The organism is Myxococcus sp. MISCRS1 (genome assembly GCF_026626605.1).
Taxonomy (GTDB): domain Bacteria; phylum Myxococcota; class Myxococcia; order Myxococcales; family Myxococcaceae; genus Myxococcus; species Myxococcus fulvus.
In genome coordinates, this window is the sequence record NZ_JAPNKB010000001.1 from 9,132,675 (window position 1) to 9,149,779 (window position 17,105).

Annotated in this window: 14 protein-coding genes; 7 read left to right on the top strand and 7 right to left on the bottom strand. The window is 69.8% G+C overall.

Going from position 1 to position 17,105, the window contains the following annotated elements; translation table 11 throughout:
- Positions 1-108: 108 nt before the first annotated feature.
- A complete protein-coding gene (locus OWM54_RS36775; RefSeq protein ID WP_223751611.1) occupies positions 109-2,655 on the top strand; it encodes a DEAD/DEAH box helicase in 2,547 nt (848 codons plus the stop codon).
- Positions 2,656-2,658: 3 nt separating this feature from the next.
- On the opposite strand, the gene OWM54_RS36780 is transcribed toward OWM54_RS36775, so the two are convergent.
- The 3 genes from OWM54_RS36780 to OWM54_RS36790 form a co-directional block, all read right to left on the bottom strand.
- A complete protein-coding gene (locus OWM54_RS36780) occupies positions 2,659-3,174 on the bottom strand; it encodes a hypothetical protein (RefSeq protein WP_267700400.1) in 516 nt (171 codons plus the stop codon).
- 364 nt (positions 3,175-3,538) lie between these two features.
- On the bottom strand, positions 3,539-5,890 hold the full coding sequence (locus tag OWM54_RS36785; RefSeq protein ID WP_267700401.1) for a glycosyltransferase family 39 protein: 2,352 nt from the start codon (positions 5,888-5,890) through the stop codon (positions 3,539-3,541).
- Positions 5,891-6,018: 128 nt separating this feature from the next.
- Positions 6,019-6,927 (bottom strand): LysR family transcriptional regulator, encoded by a 909-nt coding sequence (locus tag OWM54_RS36790; protein ID WP_267700402.1) that lies wholly within the window; start codon positions 6,925-6,927, stop codon positions 6,019-6,021.
- Positions 6,928-7,039: 112 nt separating this feature from the next.
- On the opposite strand from OWM54_RS36790, the gene OWM54_RS36795 reads away from it, so the two are divergent.
- From OWM54_RS36795 to OWM54_RS36815, 5 genes are all read left to right on the top strand, one after another.
- Positions 7,040-7,912, top strand: coding sequence for an SDR family NAD(P)-dependent oxidoreductase (locus OWM54_RS36795; RefSeq protein ID WP_223751615.1), 873 nt, complete (start codon positions 7,040-7,042; stop codon positions 7,910-7,912).
- Between the two features lie 82 nt (positions 7,913-7,994).
- Complete coding sequence (locus OWM54_RS36800) at positions 7,995-8,462, top strand: hypothetical protein (protein ID WP_267700403.1); 468 nt, start codon at positions 7,995-7,997, stop codon at positions 8,460-8,462.
- Positions 8,463-8,536: 74 nt separating this feature from the next.
- A complete protein-coding gene (locus OWM54_RS36805) occupies positions 8,537-11,209 on the top strand; it encodes a phosphoenolpyruvate carboxylase (protein WP_267700404.1) in 2,673 nt (890 codons plus the stop codon).
- Between the two features lie 10 nt (positions 11,210-11,219).
- Entirely contained in the window at positions 11,220-11,684 is a 465-nt protein-coding gene (locus OWM54_RS36810; protein WP_223751618.1) for a macro domain-containing protein, read from the top strand.
- Positions 11,685-11,744: 60 nt separating this feature from the next.
- Positions 11,745-12,452, top strand: a complete 708-nt coding sequence (locus OWM54_RS36815) for a hypothetical protein (RefSeq protein ID WP_223751619.1) — start codon at positions 11,745-11,747, stop codon at positions 12,450-12,452.
- A gap of 12 nt (positions 12,453-12,464) precedes the next feature.
- On the opposite strand, the gene OWM54_RS36820 is transcribed toward OWM54_RS36815, so the two are convergent.
- Positions 12,465-13,739: an SGNH/GDSL hydrolase family protein gene (locus tag OWM54_RS36820; protein ID WP_223751620.1), complete on the bottom strand. Its 1,275-nt coding sequence runs from the start codon at positions 13,737-13,739 to the stop codon at positions 12,465-12,467.
- Positions 13,740-13,953: 214 nt separating this feature from the next.
- Positions 13,954-14,817 (bottom strand): hypothetical protein, encoded by an 864-nt coding sequence (locus tag OWM54_RS36825; RefSeq protein ID WP_267700405.1) that lies wholly within the window; start codon positions 14,815-14,817, stop codon positions 13,954-13,956.
- A gap of 200 nt (positions 14,818-15,017) precedes the next feature.
- Between OWM54_RS36825 and OWM54_RS36830 the strand changes: the two genes are divergently transcribed.
- A complete protein-coding gene (locus tag OWM54_RS36830; protein WP_223751622.1) occupies positions 15,018-15,386 on the top strand; it encodes a TIGR02266 family protein in 369 nt (122 codons plus the stop codon).
- Between the two features lie 57 nt (positions 15,387-15,443).
- Here OWM54_RS36830 and OWM54_RS36835 read toward each other — a convergent pair whose 3' ends face one another.
- Both OWM54_RS36835 and OWM54_RS36840 read right to left on the bottom strand, forming a co-directional pair.
- A complete protein-coding gene (locus OWM54_RS36835) occupies positions 15,444-15,845 on the bottom strand; it encodes a GNAT family N-acetyltransferase (protein WP_223785344.1) in 402 nt (133 codons plus the stop codon).
- A 200-nt stretch (positions 15,846-16,045) separates the two neighbouring features.
- A complete protein-coding gene (locus tag OWM54_RS36840; protein WP_141325735.1) occupies positions 16,046-17,104 on the bottom strand; it encodes an alpha-ketoacid dehydrogenase subunit beta in 1,059 nt (352 codons plus the stop codon).
- Between the last annotated feature and the right edge of the window lies 1 nt (position 17,105).

A 17,105-nucleotide genomic window follows, 5' to 3' on the forward strand; every position in this document is an offset into this window, starting at 1 on the left:
GACGCGCGGTGGACCGTGCCATGGGCCCCTCGTCGTGGCTCGTACGGGGGGGCGCTCCGGGATTTCACAGCGGACGGGAGGCGGGGGCTGCTCTAGAGTCCGGCGGTGATGGCCACCCCTGAATCCCAAGCGCCGCTCGCAGCCCTGCTCCCCAAGAAGGGAGAGCCCGCGCTCGACCCGGACAGCATCCTGGACCGTTTCGTCGGCTATGTCGCATCGAACGGGCTCAGCCTCTACCCCGCCCAGGAGGAAGCCATCCTGGAGCTGCTCGCGGGCAAGCACCTGTTCCTCAAGACGCCCACGGGCTCCGGCAAGTCGCTGGTCGCCACCGCCCTGCACTTCAAGGCCATGGCCGAGGGCAAGGTCTCCTTCTACACGTGCCCCATCAAGGCGCTGGTGAACGAGAAGTTCTTCGCGCTGTGCGACGCCTTCGGCGCGGAGAACGTGGGCATGCTCACCGGCGACGCGAGCATCAACCGCGACGCGCCCATCATCTGCTGCACCGCCGAAATCCTCTCCAACCTCGCGCTGCGAGACGCGGGGGCGAAGGTGGACTACGTCGTCATGGACGAGTTCCACTACTACTCGGACCGCGACCGCGGCGTGGCGTGGCAGATTCCGCTCATCGCGCTGCCGCAGGTGACGTTCCTGTTGATGTCGGCGACGCTGGGCCCCACGCACATCATCGAGGAGAGCCTGCAGCGGCTCACCGGCCGCGAGGTGGCCACGGTGCGAAGCGCGCAGCGCCCGGTGCCGCTGGACTTCGACTACCGCGAGTCCGCGCTGCACGAGACGATTGAGGACCTCATCGCGCGCAAGAAGTACCCCATCTACCTGGTGAACTTCACGCAGCGCGCCGCCGCCGAGCAGGCGCAGAACCTCATGAGCGTGGACTTCTCCACCAAGGAGGAGAAGGAGGCCATCCGGCTGGCGCTGATGGACGCGCCCTTCGACACGCCCTACGGCAAGGACTTCCAGCGCTTCCTGCGCCACGGCATCGGCATGCACCACGCGGGGCTGTTGCCGAAGTACCGGCTCCTGGTGGAGAAGCTGGCGCAGGGCGGGCACCTGAAGGTCATCAGCGGCACGGACACGCTGGGCGTGGGCGTGAACATCCCCATCCGCACGGTGCTCTTCACGCAGCTGTTCAAGTTCAACGGCGAGAAGCTGGCGACCCTGAGCGTGCGCGACTTCCAGCAGATCGCCGGGCGCGCGGGCCGCAAGGGCTTCGACAACGAGGGCAGCGTCGTCGCGCAGGCGCCCGAGTACGTGGTGGAGAACATCAAGCAGGCGGCGAAGGAGGCGGCGGGCAAGAAGAAGGCGCCCAAGCAGAAGCCTCCGCAGAAGAACTTCGTGCAGTACGACAAGAACACCTTCGATCGACTCCAGACGGGCATGCCCGAGCCGCTGGAGTCACGCTTCGCGGTGTCGCACGGCATGATCTTGAACCTGCTCCAGAGCGACCACGTCCGGGGCACGGGGGGCTACCACCGGCTGGTGCAGCTCATCCAGCGCTGCCACGACTCGGACTTCCTGAAGCGCCGGCACCTGAAGGAGGCGGCGCGGGACTTCCGCACGCTGCGCGGCGCGGGAATCGTGGAGGTGCTGCGAGGGGAGGGCGGCTCGGGGGCCTCGGTGAAGGTGGCGCAGGAGCTCCAGCACGACTTCAGCCTCAACCACACGCTGTCGTTGTATCTGCTGGAGACGCTGGAACTGCTGGACCCGACCACGGAGACGTACGCGCTGGACGTGGTGACGCTGGTGGAGTCCATCCTGGAGAACCCGGAGGTGGTGCTCTACGCGCAATTGCACCAGCTCAAGGGCGAGAAGATTCAAGAGATGAAGGCGCAGGGCGTCGAGTACGACGACCGGATGGAGCAGCTGGAGAAGCTGGAGTGGCCCAAGCCGAACCGGGACTTCATCTACGGCACGTTCAACGCCTTCGCGCGCAAGCACCCGTGGGTGGGCGAGGAGAACATCCGCCCCAAGGCGGTGGTGCGGGACATGTTCGAGCGCTTCATGTCCTTCCACGACTACGTACGCGAGTACGGGCTGCAGCGCAGCGAGGGTGTGCTGCTGCGCTACGTCAGCGACGTGTACAAGACGCTGGCGCAGACGGTGCCGGAGCGCTTCCGCACGGAGGAGGTGGAGGACATCATCGACCACCTGCGCGCGACGATTCGTCAGGTGGACTCGAGCCTGGTGGACGAGTGGGAGCGCATGCGCAACCCGGACGCCGTGGTCGAGGCGAAGCCGGCGGTGGAGCTCAAGCCGAAGGAGCTCACCGAGGACCCGCGCGCCTTCGCGGCCCGCGTGCGCGAGGAGCTGCACCGGCTGCTGCGCGCGCTGGGGCAGAAGCGCTACACGGACGCGCTGACGCTCCTGGACAACCCGCTGGGCGAGTGGACGGCGCCGAAGCTCGAGCAGGCGATGGTGCCGTACCACGAGGAGCACAAGGTGGTGGTCCTCACGCCGCAGGCGCGCAAGCCGGCGAACACGTTCCTGAAGGAGACCGGCCCCCGGCTCTGGGAGGTGCAGCAGCGCATCATGGACCCCGAGGGACATGGGGACTGGATGATCGACTGCGAGATTGATTTGCGAGATCGACGGCTGGATGAGGGGGCCATCCTCATCCTGCGGCGCATCGGGCCGTAGGCTTCAGCCCTGGGGGCCGGGCTTCACGGGCTCGGCCTGGGCGTGCTCGGTGGGGACGGGGGTGACCTCGCCGTCACCGAGGACGGACTCCTCGACGTCGAAGTCGCCCTTGCCGTCGGGGACGAGGACCATCTTCCAGTCGAAGGTGGAGAGGATGATGCGGTCGGCGTCGCACTGGACCTCGACCGTGGTGTCCTCGACGGTCCAGGAGCCGACCCACACTGTCGTCTTGTCGATGCACTCGGTGTCGCCGCACTCCTCGGTGGACGCGACCCAGAGGCGGCCCTCGGGCGCGGAGGTGCAGGCGACGGGCTCGACGTGGCGCAGGCGCGGCGGGGCCATCTCGTCGGGGGCGCCGGAGAAGAGCTCCTCGGGCGACGGTGGAGTGAGGCTCGGCTCCAGCGTGGTCATGTCTGGCTGCTCGGTGGGCTCAGCAAGCGTCGTAGACCGCGCGAGCGCCCCGGACGCGGCCAGCGAGCCGCACATCACCGCCACCTTCCACCACCCTGTCGTCCACATGACCTTTCACCCCTGTGCGGCACCGTGGGCCGCGTCGTGTGCACAGGGGTTCTGCAAGGCGCGGACCGGGCCTGAGTGCGGTCGATGGGCCACAGGGGCGTGGCGTGTGCTCACGCGAGGCGGGAGGCCAACGCCGGTCATGGGTGGGATGCCGCGCCATTCGTCTGTGCCGGGGCTGATGCGCCGCTCGTGCACGGCGAGCCCGGTACATGAGGGCGTCATGGCTGGCGCACAGAGCGTACCGGGTGCGGCTGCCGCGCCGCGAAGCCAAGGCGCGTCGCTGACGGTTCAGGAGGCCTGGCGGAGCGAGTTGCTCGCGGAGAGGGCGGGTGCGGCGCCGAGTCACGAAGCCAAGGCGCGTCGCTCACGGTTCAGGGGGCGTGGCGGAGCGAGTAGCTCGCGGAGAGGGCGGTGGCGGAATGGGGACACCGGAAGGTCGGGCCTGGGCCAGTTCCTGGGCGATTCGCGCGAGGTTCTTGTCCTCGGGGGCGAGCTTGCTGGCGCGAGCGGCGAGGTCGCGAGCCAGTTCCAGTCGTCCCGCGCGGAGGTGATGCTCCGTGGCCACGCTCAGCACCCCAGGAGCCTCGGCGGCTTCCGCGAGCGCCATTGCCACGGTGTCCTCGAGCGGACGGGTCGCGAAGTTGTGCCCCGGTAGAAGCTGGAGGGCGCGCGCATAGGCGCGAAGCGCCTCGGCATGGCGGCCGAGTCCCGTGAGCGCGGCGGCGCGCAGGTGGTGGGTGACGGCCACGTCGGGAATGGCGGCGAGGACCGCGTCCGCGTCCTGCAGCGCACCGGTGAAGTTCCCCCAACGCAGGCGCGCGAGCCCTCGCGCGTGTCTGGCGCTCAACAGGTCGTGGATGGCGAAGAGCTTCGCGTCCCAGCGGGCTCGCTGTTCCTCCGCATCGGTGGCGAGCGACTCCGCGCCAGCCACCGCGAAGGCGAGGGCGTCCAGCGTGCCGCCTCGTTCATTCAGCGACGCCTCCGCGGCCTTCAACGCGCCGGCGCGGTCGCCACGTGACAACAGGCAATCCGCCACCACCAGGGCGGGGTCCAGCGAGGTGTCATAGAGCGCTCCGCGATAGCCCGCGTCCTGGGCCGCGTGTGCGGCGGGGAGGGCCTGGTCGCAGTGGCCGGCGCGCCGTGCCAGCTCCGAGGCGAAGTAGAGGTCCATGGGTGTCTCCAGGCCCAGCTTCTCCACGGACATCGCTCCCGAGCGCTCGGCGACCACGGGCGATTCGAACGGCACGCCGCGCAGGGGCCTCGCGAGCGCGGTGAACGGATGCGCGGCCTGGAGCTGCTCGAAGGCCTGCGTCGCCTCGTCATACCGGCCCTGCTGGAGCGCGGTGTTGAGCGCCGTGCCCGGACTGCCCACGGCTTCTGGCCGCGCGAGCATCCGCTCCACGTCGCGTACAAAGGGGAAGAACGTGGGCAGCGCGAGACAGAGCGCGAGGCCGACGGTCAGCAGTCCGAGGACCCGGGGCTCGCGCCGTGACTCGAAGGCCATCACCGCGAGCGCGCTCGCGAACAGCGCCCAGGCGGGCAGCGCGGCCAGTCGGTATCGGCTCACCACGTAGAAGCCCACGGCGAGCGCGGTGCTCGCGGCGAGGTAGAGCACGATGAGCCCGACGCTTCGTCGTCGCGCGAGCAGGGCGCCGAGTCCGGCCACGCCGAGCAATCCCAGGACCTGGGCATCGAGGAGCGGGAGCCCCGCGAGGTGCGCTTCGGCGCGGCGCACCTCGACCAGGTCGTGGCCTTCCGGGCCGAAGAGGAAGAACGCCAGCTTCCGGCCGAACAAGCCGAGGACGGTTCCTGGCTCCTCCAGTGCGAAGTTCAGCGTCTTGCGCATCCAGTACAGCTCGGTGCGGGAGGGGGACAGGTCTTCGCCCGCCTCGGCTCGGGCGAACTGTCGGTAGAGGCTGTGCGCGTGGTCGGGGCGCTCGGGGGAGCGCAGCTGCGCCTCGTACTGCTTGATGAGCGTGGGCGGTTGCGCGCCCAGTCCCGTGCCCTCGGGGCGGTTGCCCATGTGCAGCACGGCGCCCGCGCTCATGGTCGCGCCGAGGTGTGAACCCACGGTCGCGCGGATGATTTGAGCGGGCAGCCAGGATGAGAACATCCCCGTGCCCAGCAACAGCGCTCCGGCGAGCAGGCTCGCGCGTCGTGCCTCGTGGCGGCGCTCCCAGAGCATCCAGCCCGTCGCGAGGACGAGGATGGCGAGGCCCGTGGGACGTGTCGCTCCCGAGAGTCCGAGCAGCGCTCCGGCGAGCACCAGCCAGCGCTTCTGGAAGTGGGGCCGTGCGTGGGCCAGCAGCGCGAGCGCGCCCAGGTTGAGGACCATGACCAGCAGGTCCGGCTCCAGCGTGGCTTCGTAGAGGAGGACGGGCGTCGTCACCGCGACGAGCGCCGCGGCGAGCAGTCCCACGGGGCGCGACAGCAGCCGGGCGCCGAGCACATAGATGGCGATGAGCCCGAGCGCTCCCGCGATGCTCTGGACCCAGCGCAGCGGAGTAGGGGAGAGGGCCACGTTGAGGATGAGGTACAGGGGGCTGAAGTCCGCGCCCTGCTCGGGGAGCATCCGGCCCGACGTCAGCAGCCGCGCGCTGTCGGGGTACTTGGCGAACATGGCCCCGGGTAGGAGGACGAGCCCGAGCGCGACGTGCGCGACGCACAACACCAGCAGGACGATGGGGACAAACCCACGGGGGAGGGGCCGACTCATGCTCACGGAGGGCACCTTACCGGATGTGCCCGCCCGGAGCGTCAGGGCCCGCTCGAACGCGTGCAGGGCGGGAGGTATCGACCCGAGCAGGCGACCATGAACAGGATCCCCTCGGCAACAGGCTCACGTCAGGAGGTCCTTGCTCCCGAGCGTCGGGCCCGCAGGAAGTCGACGAGCGCGCGCAGCTTGAGGGGGAGTTGGGCCCGACTCGGGTAGTAGAGGAAGAGGCCGGGGAAGGGCGGACAGTAGTTGGAGAGCACCCGGACGAGGCGCTTGTCAGCCAGCTCCTGCTCGACGGTGTGCTCCATGACGTACGCGAGCCCCACGCCATCGAGCGCTCCTCGAACCATCAGCTCGTTGTCGTTGACGATGAGCCGCCCCTCCACGGCGACGGTGAAGTCCCGACCCTTGTCGCTGAACTCCCAGCGGTACACGGTGCCACTCCTGAGGTGGCGGTAGTTGATGCAGTCGTGCGCGTGCAAATCCCGTGGATGCTTGGGCCGTCCGCGCTCGCTCAGATACGCGGGTGAGCCGACCACCGTCATGCGCAGGTCGTCGGTGAGCCGCAGCGCCACGACGTCCTTGTCGAGCATCTCGCCGAGTCGGATACCCGCGTCGAAGCCGTGCTCCACGATGTTGGTGATGCCGTCGTCGACGACGATGTCGAGCTTGAGCTCCGGATTCGCCGCGAGGAAGCCCCCCAGGATGGAGTCGAGCACCGCCGTGATGGCCAGCCGGGGCACATTGAGTCGCAGCGTGCCGGAGGGACGCCCGCGGACCGCGTCGAGTGACTCGAAGGCGGAGCGGATGCTCGCCATCGCGGGCCTGAGCTGCGATAGGAAACGCTCGCCTGCCTCCGTCAGACCGACGCTCCTCGTCGTCCGCTGGAGCAGCCGCACGCCCACCCGCTCCTCGAGCGCCCGGATGCTCTGGCTGAGTGCCGACGGCGTCACGCTCAACTGGGCCGCCGCGGCCGTGAAGCTGCGCTTGTCCGCCACCGCCGCCAGCGCGTTCAGCCCCGAGTAGTCGTCTCGCATGTGCATCTTTTAGCGAAACTTAAAAAACCATCGCAATTCCACTGCTAATCACGAGGTCCCCGGACTCCTATTCTGAACTGCGTCAACGAACTCGCAGTCGAAGGAGTCCACCATGGGCAGCCAAGGTTCTTCAGCGTCCACCTCCAACAAGGTCTGGTTCATCACGGGAGCGTCCTCGGGACTGGGGCGTGCGCTCGTCGAGGAGGTGCTGCGGCGAGGCGACAGCGTGGTCGCCGCCGCGAGGCAACCGCAGGTCCTCGCGGAGCTGGCGTCGTCGGCCTCGGGGCGGCTGCGCCTCGCCGCACTGGACGTGACGCAGCCCGAGAAGGTGCGCGACGCCGTGACGACCGCCATCTCCCGCTTCGGCCACATCGACGTGCTGGTCAACAACGCGGGCTTCAGCATCCTCGGCGCCATCGAGGAGACGAGCGACCGGGACCTGCGCGCGACGATGGAGTTGATGTTCTTCGCCGCCGTCACCACCACGCGCGAGGTGCTGCCTCACATGCGGGCACGGGGCTCCGGCACCATCGTGCAGGTCTCGAGCGTCGCGGGGCTCTCCTCCGCGCCGGGCTTCGGTGCCTATTGCGCCGCGAAGCACGCCCTGGAAGGCATGTCCGAGAGCCTCGCGCAGGAGGTGAAGCCGCTGGGGATTCGCGTGCTCGTAGTGGAGCCGGGGACCTTCCGCACCTCGCTGTTCGGCGCTTCGTTCCGGCACATGCCCGCGATGAGCGCCTACGAGGGAACGGTGGGGCAGTTGCGCACCTGGGTGCGCCAGACGGACGGCAAGCAGGGCGGAGACCCGGTGAAGGCAGCCCGGGTCATGGCGGACGTCATCGCGCGACCGAGCGCGGAGCTTCCGTTGCGGCTGCCCTTGGGCGGTGACGCCGTGGAACAGATTCGCGCCAAGTTGTCCCTCGTCGCCACCGATGTCGACCGGATGGAGCTTCTCTCGCGCTCCACTGCCTTCGACGCGAAGACGTAGCCGCGAAGTGCCCGGTCAGCTCCCGCCCGTTCGCGCCGTCGGCGCGCTCGACCCGCGTCGAACCCAACGAGGAGCCGGCCCCATGGGCTACAGCATTCAACGACCGTCGGAGCTGTTCGAATCCGTTCGCTACAACACCAAGACCACCCCCGACCTTCGGGTGGCGATGCAGAAGAAGGTCAAGGAGCTGGTGGCGCGCATCGAGGACCGCGAGGGCCGGATGCGTCGCATCCGCGCGGAGTACCAGATCGACTCCGAGCGTCTGGCCGCGCTGGTCATCCAGTTCCAGAACAAGAAGTCCGAGTTCGTCTCCTATCAGAACCAGGGCGGATCCCCGAGTGAAGCCATCGTGCCCGCGGGCGTCATCGCCAACCTCATCAAGGAGGGAGAGATGATCGACTCGGAGCGAGGGCAGATCCGAAAGCTGGAGCTGGTGCTGCGCAACCTTCCGGACTCGGAGCTGTACAACCACCCGGAGACTGGCGAGGTCCTGAGCCGGCAGCCGTTGCACCAGCTGACCGATGACGAGCTCGAATACCTTGGGTTCTGAGGTGGACGAGAAACGACGGGCCCGCCGACATTGCCCGCGCGGCCCGTGGCGGAAGGCGTTACCTTCCACGGCATATGGCCCGTGTCCGTGCCGTGGATCAGCCCCTGCGTCGTGATGTCCGCCTGCTCGGGCGACTGTTGGGAGAGGTGCTCGTCGAACAGGAAGGCCAGGACCTGTTCGACCTGGAAGAGGAGGTCCGTCGGCTCGCCATCCAGCGACGACGCGGCCCCGTGGCGGGAAGGCGCGCCTCCGCGGCCGAGCTCGCGGAGATCCTCAAGCGCCTGCCTCTGGAGCGCACCGAGCCCGTGCTCCGCGCCTTCTCGGTGTACTTCCAGCTCGTCAACCTCGCCGAGCAACACCACCGCATCCGCCGCGCCCGCGCGCACTCCAGCGCCGAGTCCACGACGCCCCAGCGTGGCTCGCTGGAGGCGACGATGCTGTCGCTCAAGGACGCGGGCATCCCCGCGACCCGCGTCCGCGAGGCGCTGCGCCAGATGCACGTGACGCTCACGCTCACCGCGCATCCCACGCAGGCCGTGCGCCGCACGCTGCTCGAGAAGCTCTACCGGATGGCCAGCCTGCTCGAGGAGCGCGACCGGTGCGAGCTGACGCCCCGCGAGAGCGCCGCCAACGTGGAGTCCCTCCGCGAGGAGATCACCACGCTGTGGCAGACGGACGAACTGCGCCGCGAGCGGCCCACCGTGGGCGACGAGGTGAAGAACGCCCTCTGGTACGTCGAGGAGGTCATCGCCGAGCAGCTCTCCGAGCTGCCCGAGCTGCTCGACTGGGCCTTCGAGCGCGCCTACGGAGAACCCCTCGGCCAGGTGGACACGCCGGTGCGAGTCCACTCGTGGGTCGGCGGGGACATGGATGGCAACCCGCTGGTGACACCGGAAGTCTTCGCGGACACGCTGCGGGCCCACCGTGCACGTGGGTTGCGCCTGCTGACCCAAGGCCTGGAGCGCCTGGGTGGAATGCTCTCGCAGTCGGAGCGCCATGCGAAGCCGTCGGCGGAGCTCATCGCCTCCCTGGCGCGCGACGCGAAGGAACTCCCCGAGGCCGAGCAGCGCCTGGGGCCACGCACCATCGGCGAGCCCTGGCGCCGCAAGCTGCGCTTCATGGAGGAGCGGCTGAACCAGGCCCTGCGCCATGTGCTGGCCCAGCGCACCGGTGACGCGGGCCCCATGCCGGCCAGCGCCTATCGCACGCCCGAGGCCCTGCTCGCGGACCTGGACCTGTTGTCGCGCTCGCTCGAGGAGGCGAAGGCCGCGAAGTCCGGTCTGCGCCAGGTGCGCCGCATGCGCGAGCGGGTCCTCGCGCTGGGGCTCTCCCTGGCCGAGCTGGAGGCGCGCGTGCCCGCCGAGGACGCGGTGAGCGCGGCGGCCTCGCTGGACGCGGGAGGTCCCGCTCCCTCCGAGGGCGGCAAGCGGCTGCTCGCGGTGCTGGAGAAGTTGCGCGAGGCGCAGGCCGAGGCAGGTGAGCCCGCCTGTCGCACGCTCATCCTCAGCATGGCCAGCACGGCCGAGGACGTCCTCGCGGCCTTCAAGTGCCTCAAGCTCACGGGCCTGTGGGACGAGCAGCGCGGCTGCGCCACCGTGGACGTCGTCCCGCTCTTCGAGCAGCTCGGCGCGCTCGACGGTGGCCCCGACGTGCTGCGCACGCTCTTCGCCAACGCCGAGTACCGCAAGCACGTCGACGCGCGCGGCTTCCAGGAGGTCATGGTCGGCTACAGCGACTCGGGCAAGGAGGTGGGGCTGCTGGCCGCCAGCGCCGCGCTCTATCGTGCCCAGGTCGCGCTCACCGAGGCGGCCGCCCAGTCCGGTGTCCCCCTTCGCCTGTTCCACGGTCGCGGCGAGTCCGTGGCCCGCGGTGGTGGCCCCGCCCAGGAGGCCATCCTCGCGCTGCCTCCCGGCGCCGTGGCCGGTGGCTACAAGGCGACGGAGCAGGGCGAGGCCCTGGACCACAAGTACGCGCGCCCGGAGCTGGCGCGCCGCACGCTGGAGCTCATCCTGGGCGGCGTGCTGCCCCACCTGCTCGACGCGCAGCCTCGCCCGACGCCGGAGGACGAGAAGACCTTCCGCGCCACGTTCGACACGCTGGCGGAGACGGGGCGCAAGGCCTACCGCGCGCTCGTGTGGGAGGACCCTCGCTTCCTCGAGTTCTTCACCACGGCGACGCCCGTGGAGGAGATCTCCGCGCTGCCCATCGGCTCGCGCCCCAGCAAGCGCAAGGCCGGAGGGCTCGAGTCGCTGCGCGCGATTCCCTGGGTGTTCGCCTGGACGCAGAACCGGGCCATCGTCCCGGGCTGGTACGGCGTGGGCTCCGCGCTGGAGGCCCTCTCGAAGGAGCCGGGCGGGCCCGCGCTGCTCAAGCGCATGTACCGCCAGTGGCCCTTCTTCAAGGCCGTCATCGACAACGTCACCATGGTGCTGGCCAAGTCGGACATGGCCATCGCCGGGCGCTACGCGGCGCTCGCCCCCGCGTCCACGAAGGCCCTGTGGCGTCGCATCCAGCAGGAGCACCGGCGCACGCGTCGGCAGGTGAAGCGGCTGACGGGGGAGGGGAAGCTGCTCGACAACAACCCCCAGCTCCAGCGCGCCATCGCCCTGCGCAACCCGTACGTGGACCCGATGTCCTTCCTCCAGGTGGAGCTGTTGCGCCGCAAGCGCGAGAGTGACTGTGACTGCGACAGGCCGCTGTTGCTCTCGCTCAACGGCATCGCGGCCGGCATGCGCAACACCGGTTAGACTCCGCGCCATGCCCGTCTCTGTCTGCGAAGGCGACCTGCTGGACCAGCCGGTGGAGGCCATCGTCAATGCCTGGAACCGGAACATCATCCCCTGGTGGCTGCTGTTGCCGCAGGGGGTGTCCGGCGCCATCAAGCGACGGGGTGGCGTGGGCCCCTTCCGCGAGGTGGCGAGGGCGGGCCCCATGCCGCTGGGCTCGGCGGTGGTGACCTCCGCGGGGCGGCTGCCCTTCAAGGCCATCATCCACGTGGCGGGCATCGACATGCTGTGGCGCGCCTCCCAGCGCTCCATCCAGGACTCGGTCCGCAACGCCTTGGAGAGAGCCCGTGAGCAGGGCCTCCACTCCGTGGCCTTCCCCATCATCGGCGCGGGCTCCGGCAGCTTCGACGAGACGCGCGCGCTCGAGCTGATGAGGCAGGTCCTGGACGCGGAGGCGGGGGACCTCGACGTGCGCGTGGTGCGCTTCCGGCGCTGACGACTTAACCTTCAGCGCTCCAATACAGACGTCTTCAACGGCTTTCGAGACGAGGTCGGGATGGCCAGGGACGCATTCACGGTGGAGGACGTCAACGCCCAGCACGGCTTCGCGCTCTTGCGGCCGGACTCGGGAGAGGGGCCATTCCATGCCCCGCTCTATCCGGAGCCGGAGTCCGACGCGCCTCCCTTCCAACTGCGCAAGGGAGACCGGGTGACGGGACAGCGTCGCGGGCAGTCCGTGACGGAGGTCGCGTGGGTGACGCGCGTGGAGCCGCCGTACGAGCTGGTGGAGCGCATGGCGGAGCTGCTCGCGAAGCTGGAGCAGTGGGAGCTGAAGGTCCCCGCCACCGCGCTGGAGCTCGCCGAGCACCACTGGCGCCAGAGCCGTGAAGACCCGCTGCGCAGCGAGCTGACCTCGCAGCTGCCCACCTTCTTCGACTGGGAGCTGTCCCACCCGTACAAGGACGGCGCGCTGCTGGAGCGACTGGAGGCGGCGCTGCAGCCCTATCTGCCGGGCTTCGCGGTGCGGCCCCTCCAGGGGCGCGAGGCCTTCGTCGTGGACCCCGGTGGACACGAGGTCGAAGCGGGCGAGGGGGACTGGGACGCGCCCGCCACCACCTTCGAGCCGCTGCTCCAGCGGGTGAACGCCGTGCTGGAGCAGGCGGGCGCGCCCGTGCGCTGGGTGCCCACGGGCAACGACTGGGTGCTGGCTCCGCCAGCACTGGCGGAGCTGCTCGTCCTCAACAACGTGCTCGGACCCCGCTGAGCCACAGCGGGGCTACAGCTCGCCCCGCTCGCGCAGCGTGCGCACCACCTCGGCCGCCATCACCCGGTGGCCCTCGGTGCTCGGGTGGATGCCGTCGATGCCCAGGCCGTCGAGGTAGAGGTGCACGTTGCTCGTCTGCCGCATCACCGACTCCAGGTCGATGACGTCCGTGCTCGTGCCGCCGCCGCGCAGCCACGCGTTGAAGCCCAGCCGCTGCGACTTCACGTAGTCATAGGCACCGTAGTTCGTCTTCTCCTTCGGCAACAGCGTGCTCACCCACACGCGGCAGAAGGGCTCCAGCCGCTGCACCAGCAGGAGCATCCGCGTCTCCATCTGCTCCTCCGCGCCCGCGTCGCCCAAATCATTGGTGCCCAGCAGCACCAGGCAGTCGGTGACGCCCTTCACCGCGAGCACCTCGTCGGACAAGAGCCTCAGCGCGTCGTAGAAGCCCTGGCCGCTGACGCCCGCGTTGACCACGGGCACGCCCAGCTGCGCCTCCACCAGCGCCGGCCAGGCGTTGCGCGTGTCGTTGCGCAGGTCGACGTAGCCCTCGGTGATGCTGTCACCCAGCGCGATGAAGGCGCGGCCCGTGGGGCCCTCCACGTGCACCGAGGCCACGCCCACGGAGCGCTCGAAGGGCTCGCCGCCGATGGCGCCCGTCACCAGCGCATGCGTGCCCGCTCGCGCGAAGCTGCCCGGGAAGGCGTTGATGGCGCTGGCGGCCAGCGCCCCGCGCACCTCGAAGGTGATGGCCACGTCCTCGCGGAAGCCCACGGGGAACACCACCGGGTCCGACGTCACCAGCGCGCGCGCGCCGACGTTGAAGCCCGGCTTGCCCTCGAAGCTCAGCGCCACCGGCGCCGACACCAGCGAGCCGTCCACGCCCGCCTTCGCCACCGTGGCGCGCTGGAGCATGAGGTTCCCGTCGCCCGCGCGGAACGTCACCTGGAGCCGCTCTCCGGCGCGCGCCACCGGCACGCGCAGGCGGAACGTGGTGACACCGCCCACGTAGTGAGACCAGCGCAGCGCCTGATGGAAGCCCGGCTGGAAGCCGATGCTCGGCAACGGCGGCTGCGGCGCGGGCGGCGGCGGTGAGCTCACGTGCCCGTCGTCGTTGAGCACCAATGGCGGCGCCACGTCCACGGAGGCATCCGGCGCGTTCGTGGACTCACCCTGCTCTTGAGAAGGCTCTTCCGACAACGGGTCCTCGGGGCTGCTGGGAGTGCACGCCAACTGCGCGCCACCCACGCACGCGAGGACACCGAGCCACGTCCGCCACATTCGCATCGTCGCTCCCTCCCGACGACGCACGATGTACACCGCTCATTCCCGCGACGACCACCGAACATGCGCGCAAGTCCCGAGGCTCGCGGCGCACGCCCCCTTGGTCTCCGGGCGAGATGGAGACACCGCTTTCCCTGTCACGCGAACCCGCGGCGCTTGCGCGAGTCCGGAACGCACCCACGTGGTGGCGGACGTTGCCCCACGTGGGTAACGCGCTTCATGGGATGCAGGCTCCCACCCCAGGATTGTCATTCAGTGGACGGCATGTCCCGGTGGTGCATGCGGGCGAGCTGGAGGGCCTGCACAGGGGGCGGCAGTTGAGCCCTTGCCCCGTGTTCACGCAGGCACTCCCCGGCGCGCACTGGTTGCTGAAGTCGCACGCCTCACCCGTCGCGCGCGTCCCGCTGCCCGCGCACACCGGACCCGACGAGGACGGGTAGCAGCTGAGCGGCGCCGCGCAGCCCTGCGCGAACGGGTCGCACGGCTGCGAGCGCGGTCCGCACAGCAGCGGCAGCTCCGACGTGCCCGCCAGCCGCAGCACCGTGTTGCACTCGCGCGAGTCCGTGCACTGGCTGCTCGTGTGGCACAGCTTCCGGCAGAAGAAGCCCACGCCGCCGTCGTCCTGCCGCTCGTCCTTGCAGAACAGGCCCGCCGCGCACGTGTCGAACTCCGGCCCACCGTCCGTGGGGGACAGCGTGCACCGCGCGCCCTCGGCGACGGTGCCCGCCTCCACGCACCGGCGCTCCGTCACCGCGCCCGTGCTCACGTACGTGCAGCGCTGCCCCTGCGCGCAGTTCTGCAGCACCACGTCGCACGCCGCCGCGAAGCACCGGCTGCCCGTCTTGCCGCCCGACAGGTCCGCGAAGTGACAGCTCTGGCCGGTTCCGCAGCCTTCCTGTCTTGCGACGTTGCACGCGAAGTCGGGACTCACGCCGCCATCGCCCGCGCCGCCTCCGTCCGGGTCTCCGGGCACCCCGGAGTCACCCTGGCCGGGGCCCGGCTGTTTGTCGTCGTCATCACACCCAGGCGTGACGAGCGCCAGGAAGAGGGTCCCCGTCAACACCGCGAGCCACGCACGCATCCCGAACTCCCGAATCGAACTGTGTGAGGACTTACCTGATGGCGCCCATTCGTGGGGGCCCTCTTGAATCGAGCCTGGAAAGCAGCGGACACTTGCTGGATGACCGATGCCCAAGGGGTGGCTCGGCGCGTCAGTATCCCGTCGGTCCTCGGGAAGGCATTAGGTCGCCAGCGGCGGACGGCTGGGGGTAGCGGGTGCACATGACTAGCAAGGCGGCGGAAGCAGAGATGTCATCGGGAGACCCAGCCGCGTACGCGAACCGGCGCACGGACGAGCGCGTCGCCGCCAAGTTCGCGGTTCGCTTCACCCAGGCCGAGGACGCGGCCAGGGCGCTGCGCGTGTTCTCCATCAATGTGTCCGCGGGTGGCCTGTGCCTGCGCACGCGCAAGGCCTACGACGTGGGCGCCCAGGTGCGGCTGTCCATGGACATCGCGGGCGAGCAGTTCGACCTCACCGGCGTCATCGCGTGGGTGCGTGACGAGCAGGAGGCCATCGGCGTGCGCTTCACGGACGTGAGCGACGACGACCGCGTCCGGCTGCACAACGTGGTGGAGCGCATCAAGCGCTGACGTCACCGCGCGCCTCGGCCCCGGAAGAAACCCGGGGCGCGAGGGACGGGCGGCACGTCAGCGGCCCTTCTCCGTCTCCAGGTGGCGGAACACGCCCGCGTCGACCTCGGAGAAGCCGCACGCCGTATAGAAGCTGCGCACCTCCGGCGTGGTCGTTATCGGCGAGACCAGCTGGAGCTGGCGCGCGCTGAGCACCTTGCAGCGCTCCAAAATCTGCTTGATGAGCGCGCGGCCCACGCCCCGGCGGCGCCACGACTCGGTCACCACCAGCTCGTCGATGGTGCCCACGCGCCCGCGCAGCCGCAGCTGCGGCCGGTGGGAGAAGGAGAGCATGCCCACGGGTTTGTCCTGCGGGTCTCCGGCCACGAAGATTTCAATCTCCGGATGGCTCACCACCCAGTGGACCGTCTGCTGGTCCGTTCCCTGGGGGTAGCCCAGCTCGCGAAGCAACAAGGCCATGGCCTCGGCGTCGCCGCGACGGGCTCGGCGGATGCGGAAGGCGGGAGCTTCTGCGCCCGCGGGGCTGACGGTCCGGACGATTGGCTGTGACAAGGCAGTTGGCAGTCTAACGAAAGGGCCGCCGCTCCTCCAAAGAGGAACGGCGGCCCGGGACTTTTCCCGTGGGCGGACAGCCCACACGGGGGCACTGGGTAAGATGCCTAGGGCTGCTCGCCGGCGAGCGAGCGCAAGGCGTCGGTGATGTCGTTCTGCTGGGGCACGGAGGCCATCTCCAGCGTGTCGGCCAGGCCGATGCCGGGGATGAACTTGCCCGCCAGCAGCCGGGGCGGCGCGAGCAGGGAGTAGAAGAGCTCCTCCACCGTGCGTCGCACCAGGTGCTCGCCGAAGTTCGTCACCTCGGTGTCCTCGTTGACGAAGAGCACGCGGCCCGTCTTCTGGACGGAGGCCTTGATCATCTCCCAGTCGTAGGGCCACAGCGAGCGCAGGTCGATGACCTCCACGCTGATGCCCTCGTCGGCGAGCAGCGCGGCGGCGCGCGCGCACAGGGGCAGGGTGCGGCCGTAGCTGACCACCGTCACCTGCGAGCCCTCGCGCACCAGCTTCCCCTTGCCGATGGGGATGGCGAACGCCTCCAGCCCCTCGGGCCACGCGGGCTTCCACTGGCTGCGGTCACCCAGGGGCGCGTCGATGGCCTTGGACAGCGCGCGGTCATCGTCCGGCTCGCCGGGGATGCGCTCCTCGCCCTTGACGCGCAAGAGCGCCTTGGGCTCCAGGAACATGACCGGGTTCTGCTCCTTGCACGCGGAGATGAGCAGGCCGTACGCGTCCAGCGGCGTGGAGGGCATCACCACCTTCCACCCGGCGATGTGGGTCATCGTCGCGTCGAAGGAATGCGAGTGGTAGATGGACCCGCGGATGCCGCTGCCCACCGGCGTGCGCACCACCATGGGCAGGTTCCAGTCACCGTTGCTGGACCAGCAGGTGTTGCCCGCCAGCTTCAAGAGGTCGATGGTGTTGTAGACGTAGTCGCAGAACTGGATTTCGGCGACGGGGCGGCCGCCGCCCATCGCGATGCCCATGGCCGCGCCGATGATGCCGCGCTCGTCCAGAGGCGAGTTCCACGTCGTCTTCAGGCCCTGCGTGCAGGTGAAGACGCCGCCCAGCGGGGCGCCGACGTCCTCCCCGAAGATGTCCGTCACGCCCAGGTTCTCCTCGGCGTAGTGGAGGGCCATGCGAATGGCCTGTGCCATGTTGGCCATG

Coding starts and splice junctions, on each gene's coding strand:
- OWM54_RS36775 (WP_223751611.1), top strand. CDS start 109: ATGGCCACCCCTGAATCCCAAGCGCCGCTCGCAGCCCTGCTCCCCAAG.
- OWM54_RS36800 (WP_267700403.1), top strand. CDS start 7,995: ATGGGCTACAGCATTCAACGACCGTCGGAGCTGTTCGAATCCGTTCGC.
- OWM54_RS36785 (WP_267700401.1), bottom strand. CDS start 5,890: ATGAGTCGGCCCCTCCCCCGTGGGTTTGTCCCCATCGTCCTGCTGGTG.
- OWM54_RS36790 (WP_267700402.1), bottom strand. CDS start 6,927: ATGCGAGACGACTACTCGGGGCTGAACGCGCTGGCGGCGGTGGCGGAC.
- OWM54_RS36825 (WP_267700405.1), bottom strand. CDS start 14,817: ATGCGTGCGTGGCTCGCGGTGTTGACGGGGACCCTCTTCCTGGCGCTC.
- OWM54_RS36835 (WP_223785344.1), bottom strand. CDS start 15,845: ATGGCCTTGTTGCTTCGCGAGCTGGGCTACCCCCAGGGAACGGACCAG.
- OWM54_RS36820 (WP_223751620.1), bottom strand. CDS start 13,739: ATGCGAATGTGGCGGACGTGGCTCGGTGTCCTCGCGTGCGTGGGTGGC.
- OWM54_RS36780 (WP_267700400.1), bottom strand. CDS start 3,174: ATGTGGACGACAGGGTGGTGGAAGGTGGCGGTGATGTGCGGCTCGCTG.
- OWM54_RS36810 (WP_223751618.1), top strand. CDS start 11,220: ATGCCCGTCTCTGTCTGCGAAGGCGACCTGCTGGACCAGCCGGTGGAG.
- OWM54_RS36830 (WP_223751622.1), top strand. CDS start 15,018: ATGACTAGCAAGGCGGCGGAAGCAGAGATGTCATCGGGAGACCCAGCC.
- OWM54_RS36805 (WP_267700404.1), top strand. CDS start 8,537: ATGGCCCGTGTCCGTGCCGTGGATCAGCCCCTGCGTCGTGATGTCCGC.
- OWM54_RS36840 (WP_141325735.1), bottom strand. CDS start 17,104: ATGGCCAACATGGCACAGGCCATTCGCATGGCCCTCCACTACGCCGAG.
- OWM54_RS36815 (WP_223751619.1), top strand. CDS start 11,745: ATGGCCAGGGACGCATTCACGGTGGAGGACGTCAACGCCCAGCACGGC.
- OWM54_RS36795 (WP_223751615.1), top strand. CDS start 7,040: ATGGGCAGCCAAGGTTCTTCAGCGTCCACCTCCAACAAGGTCTGGTTC.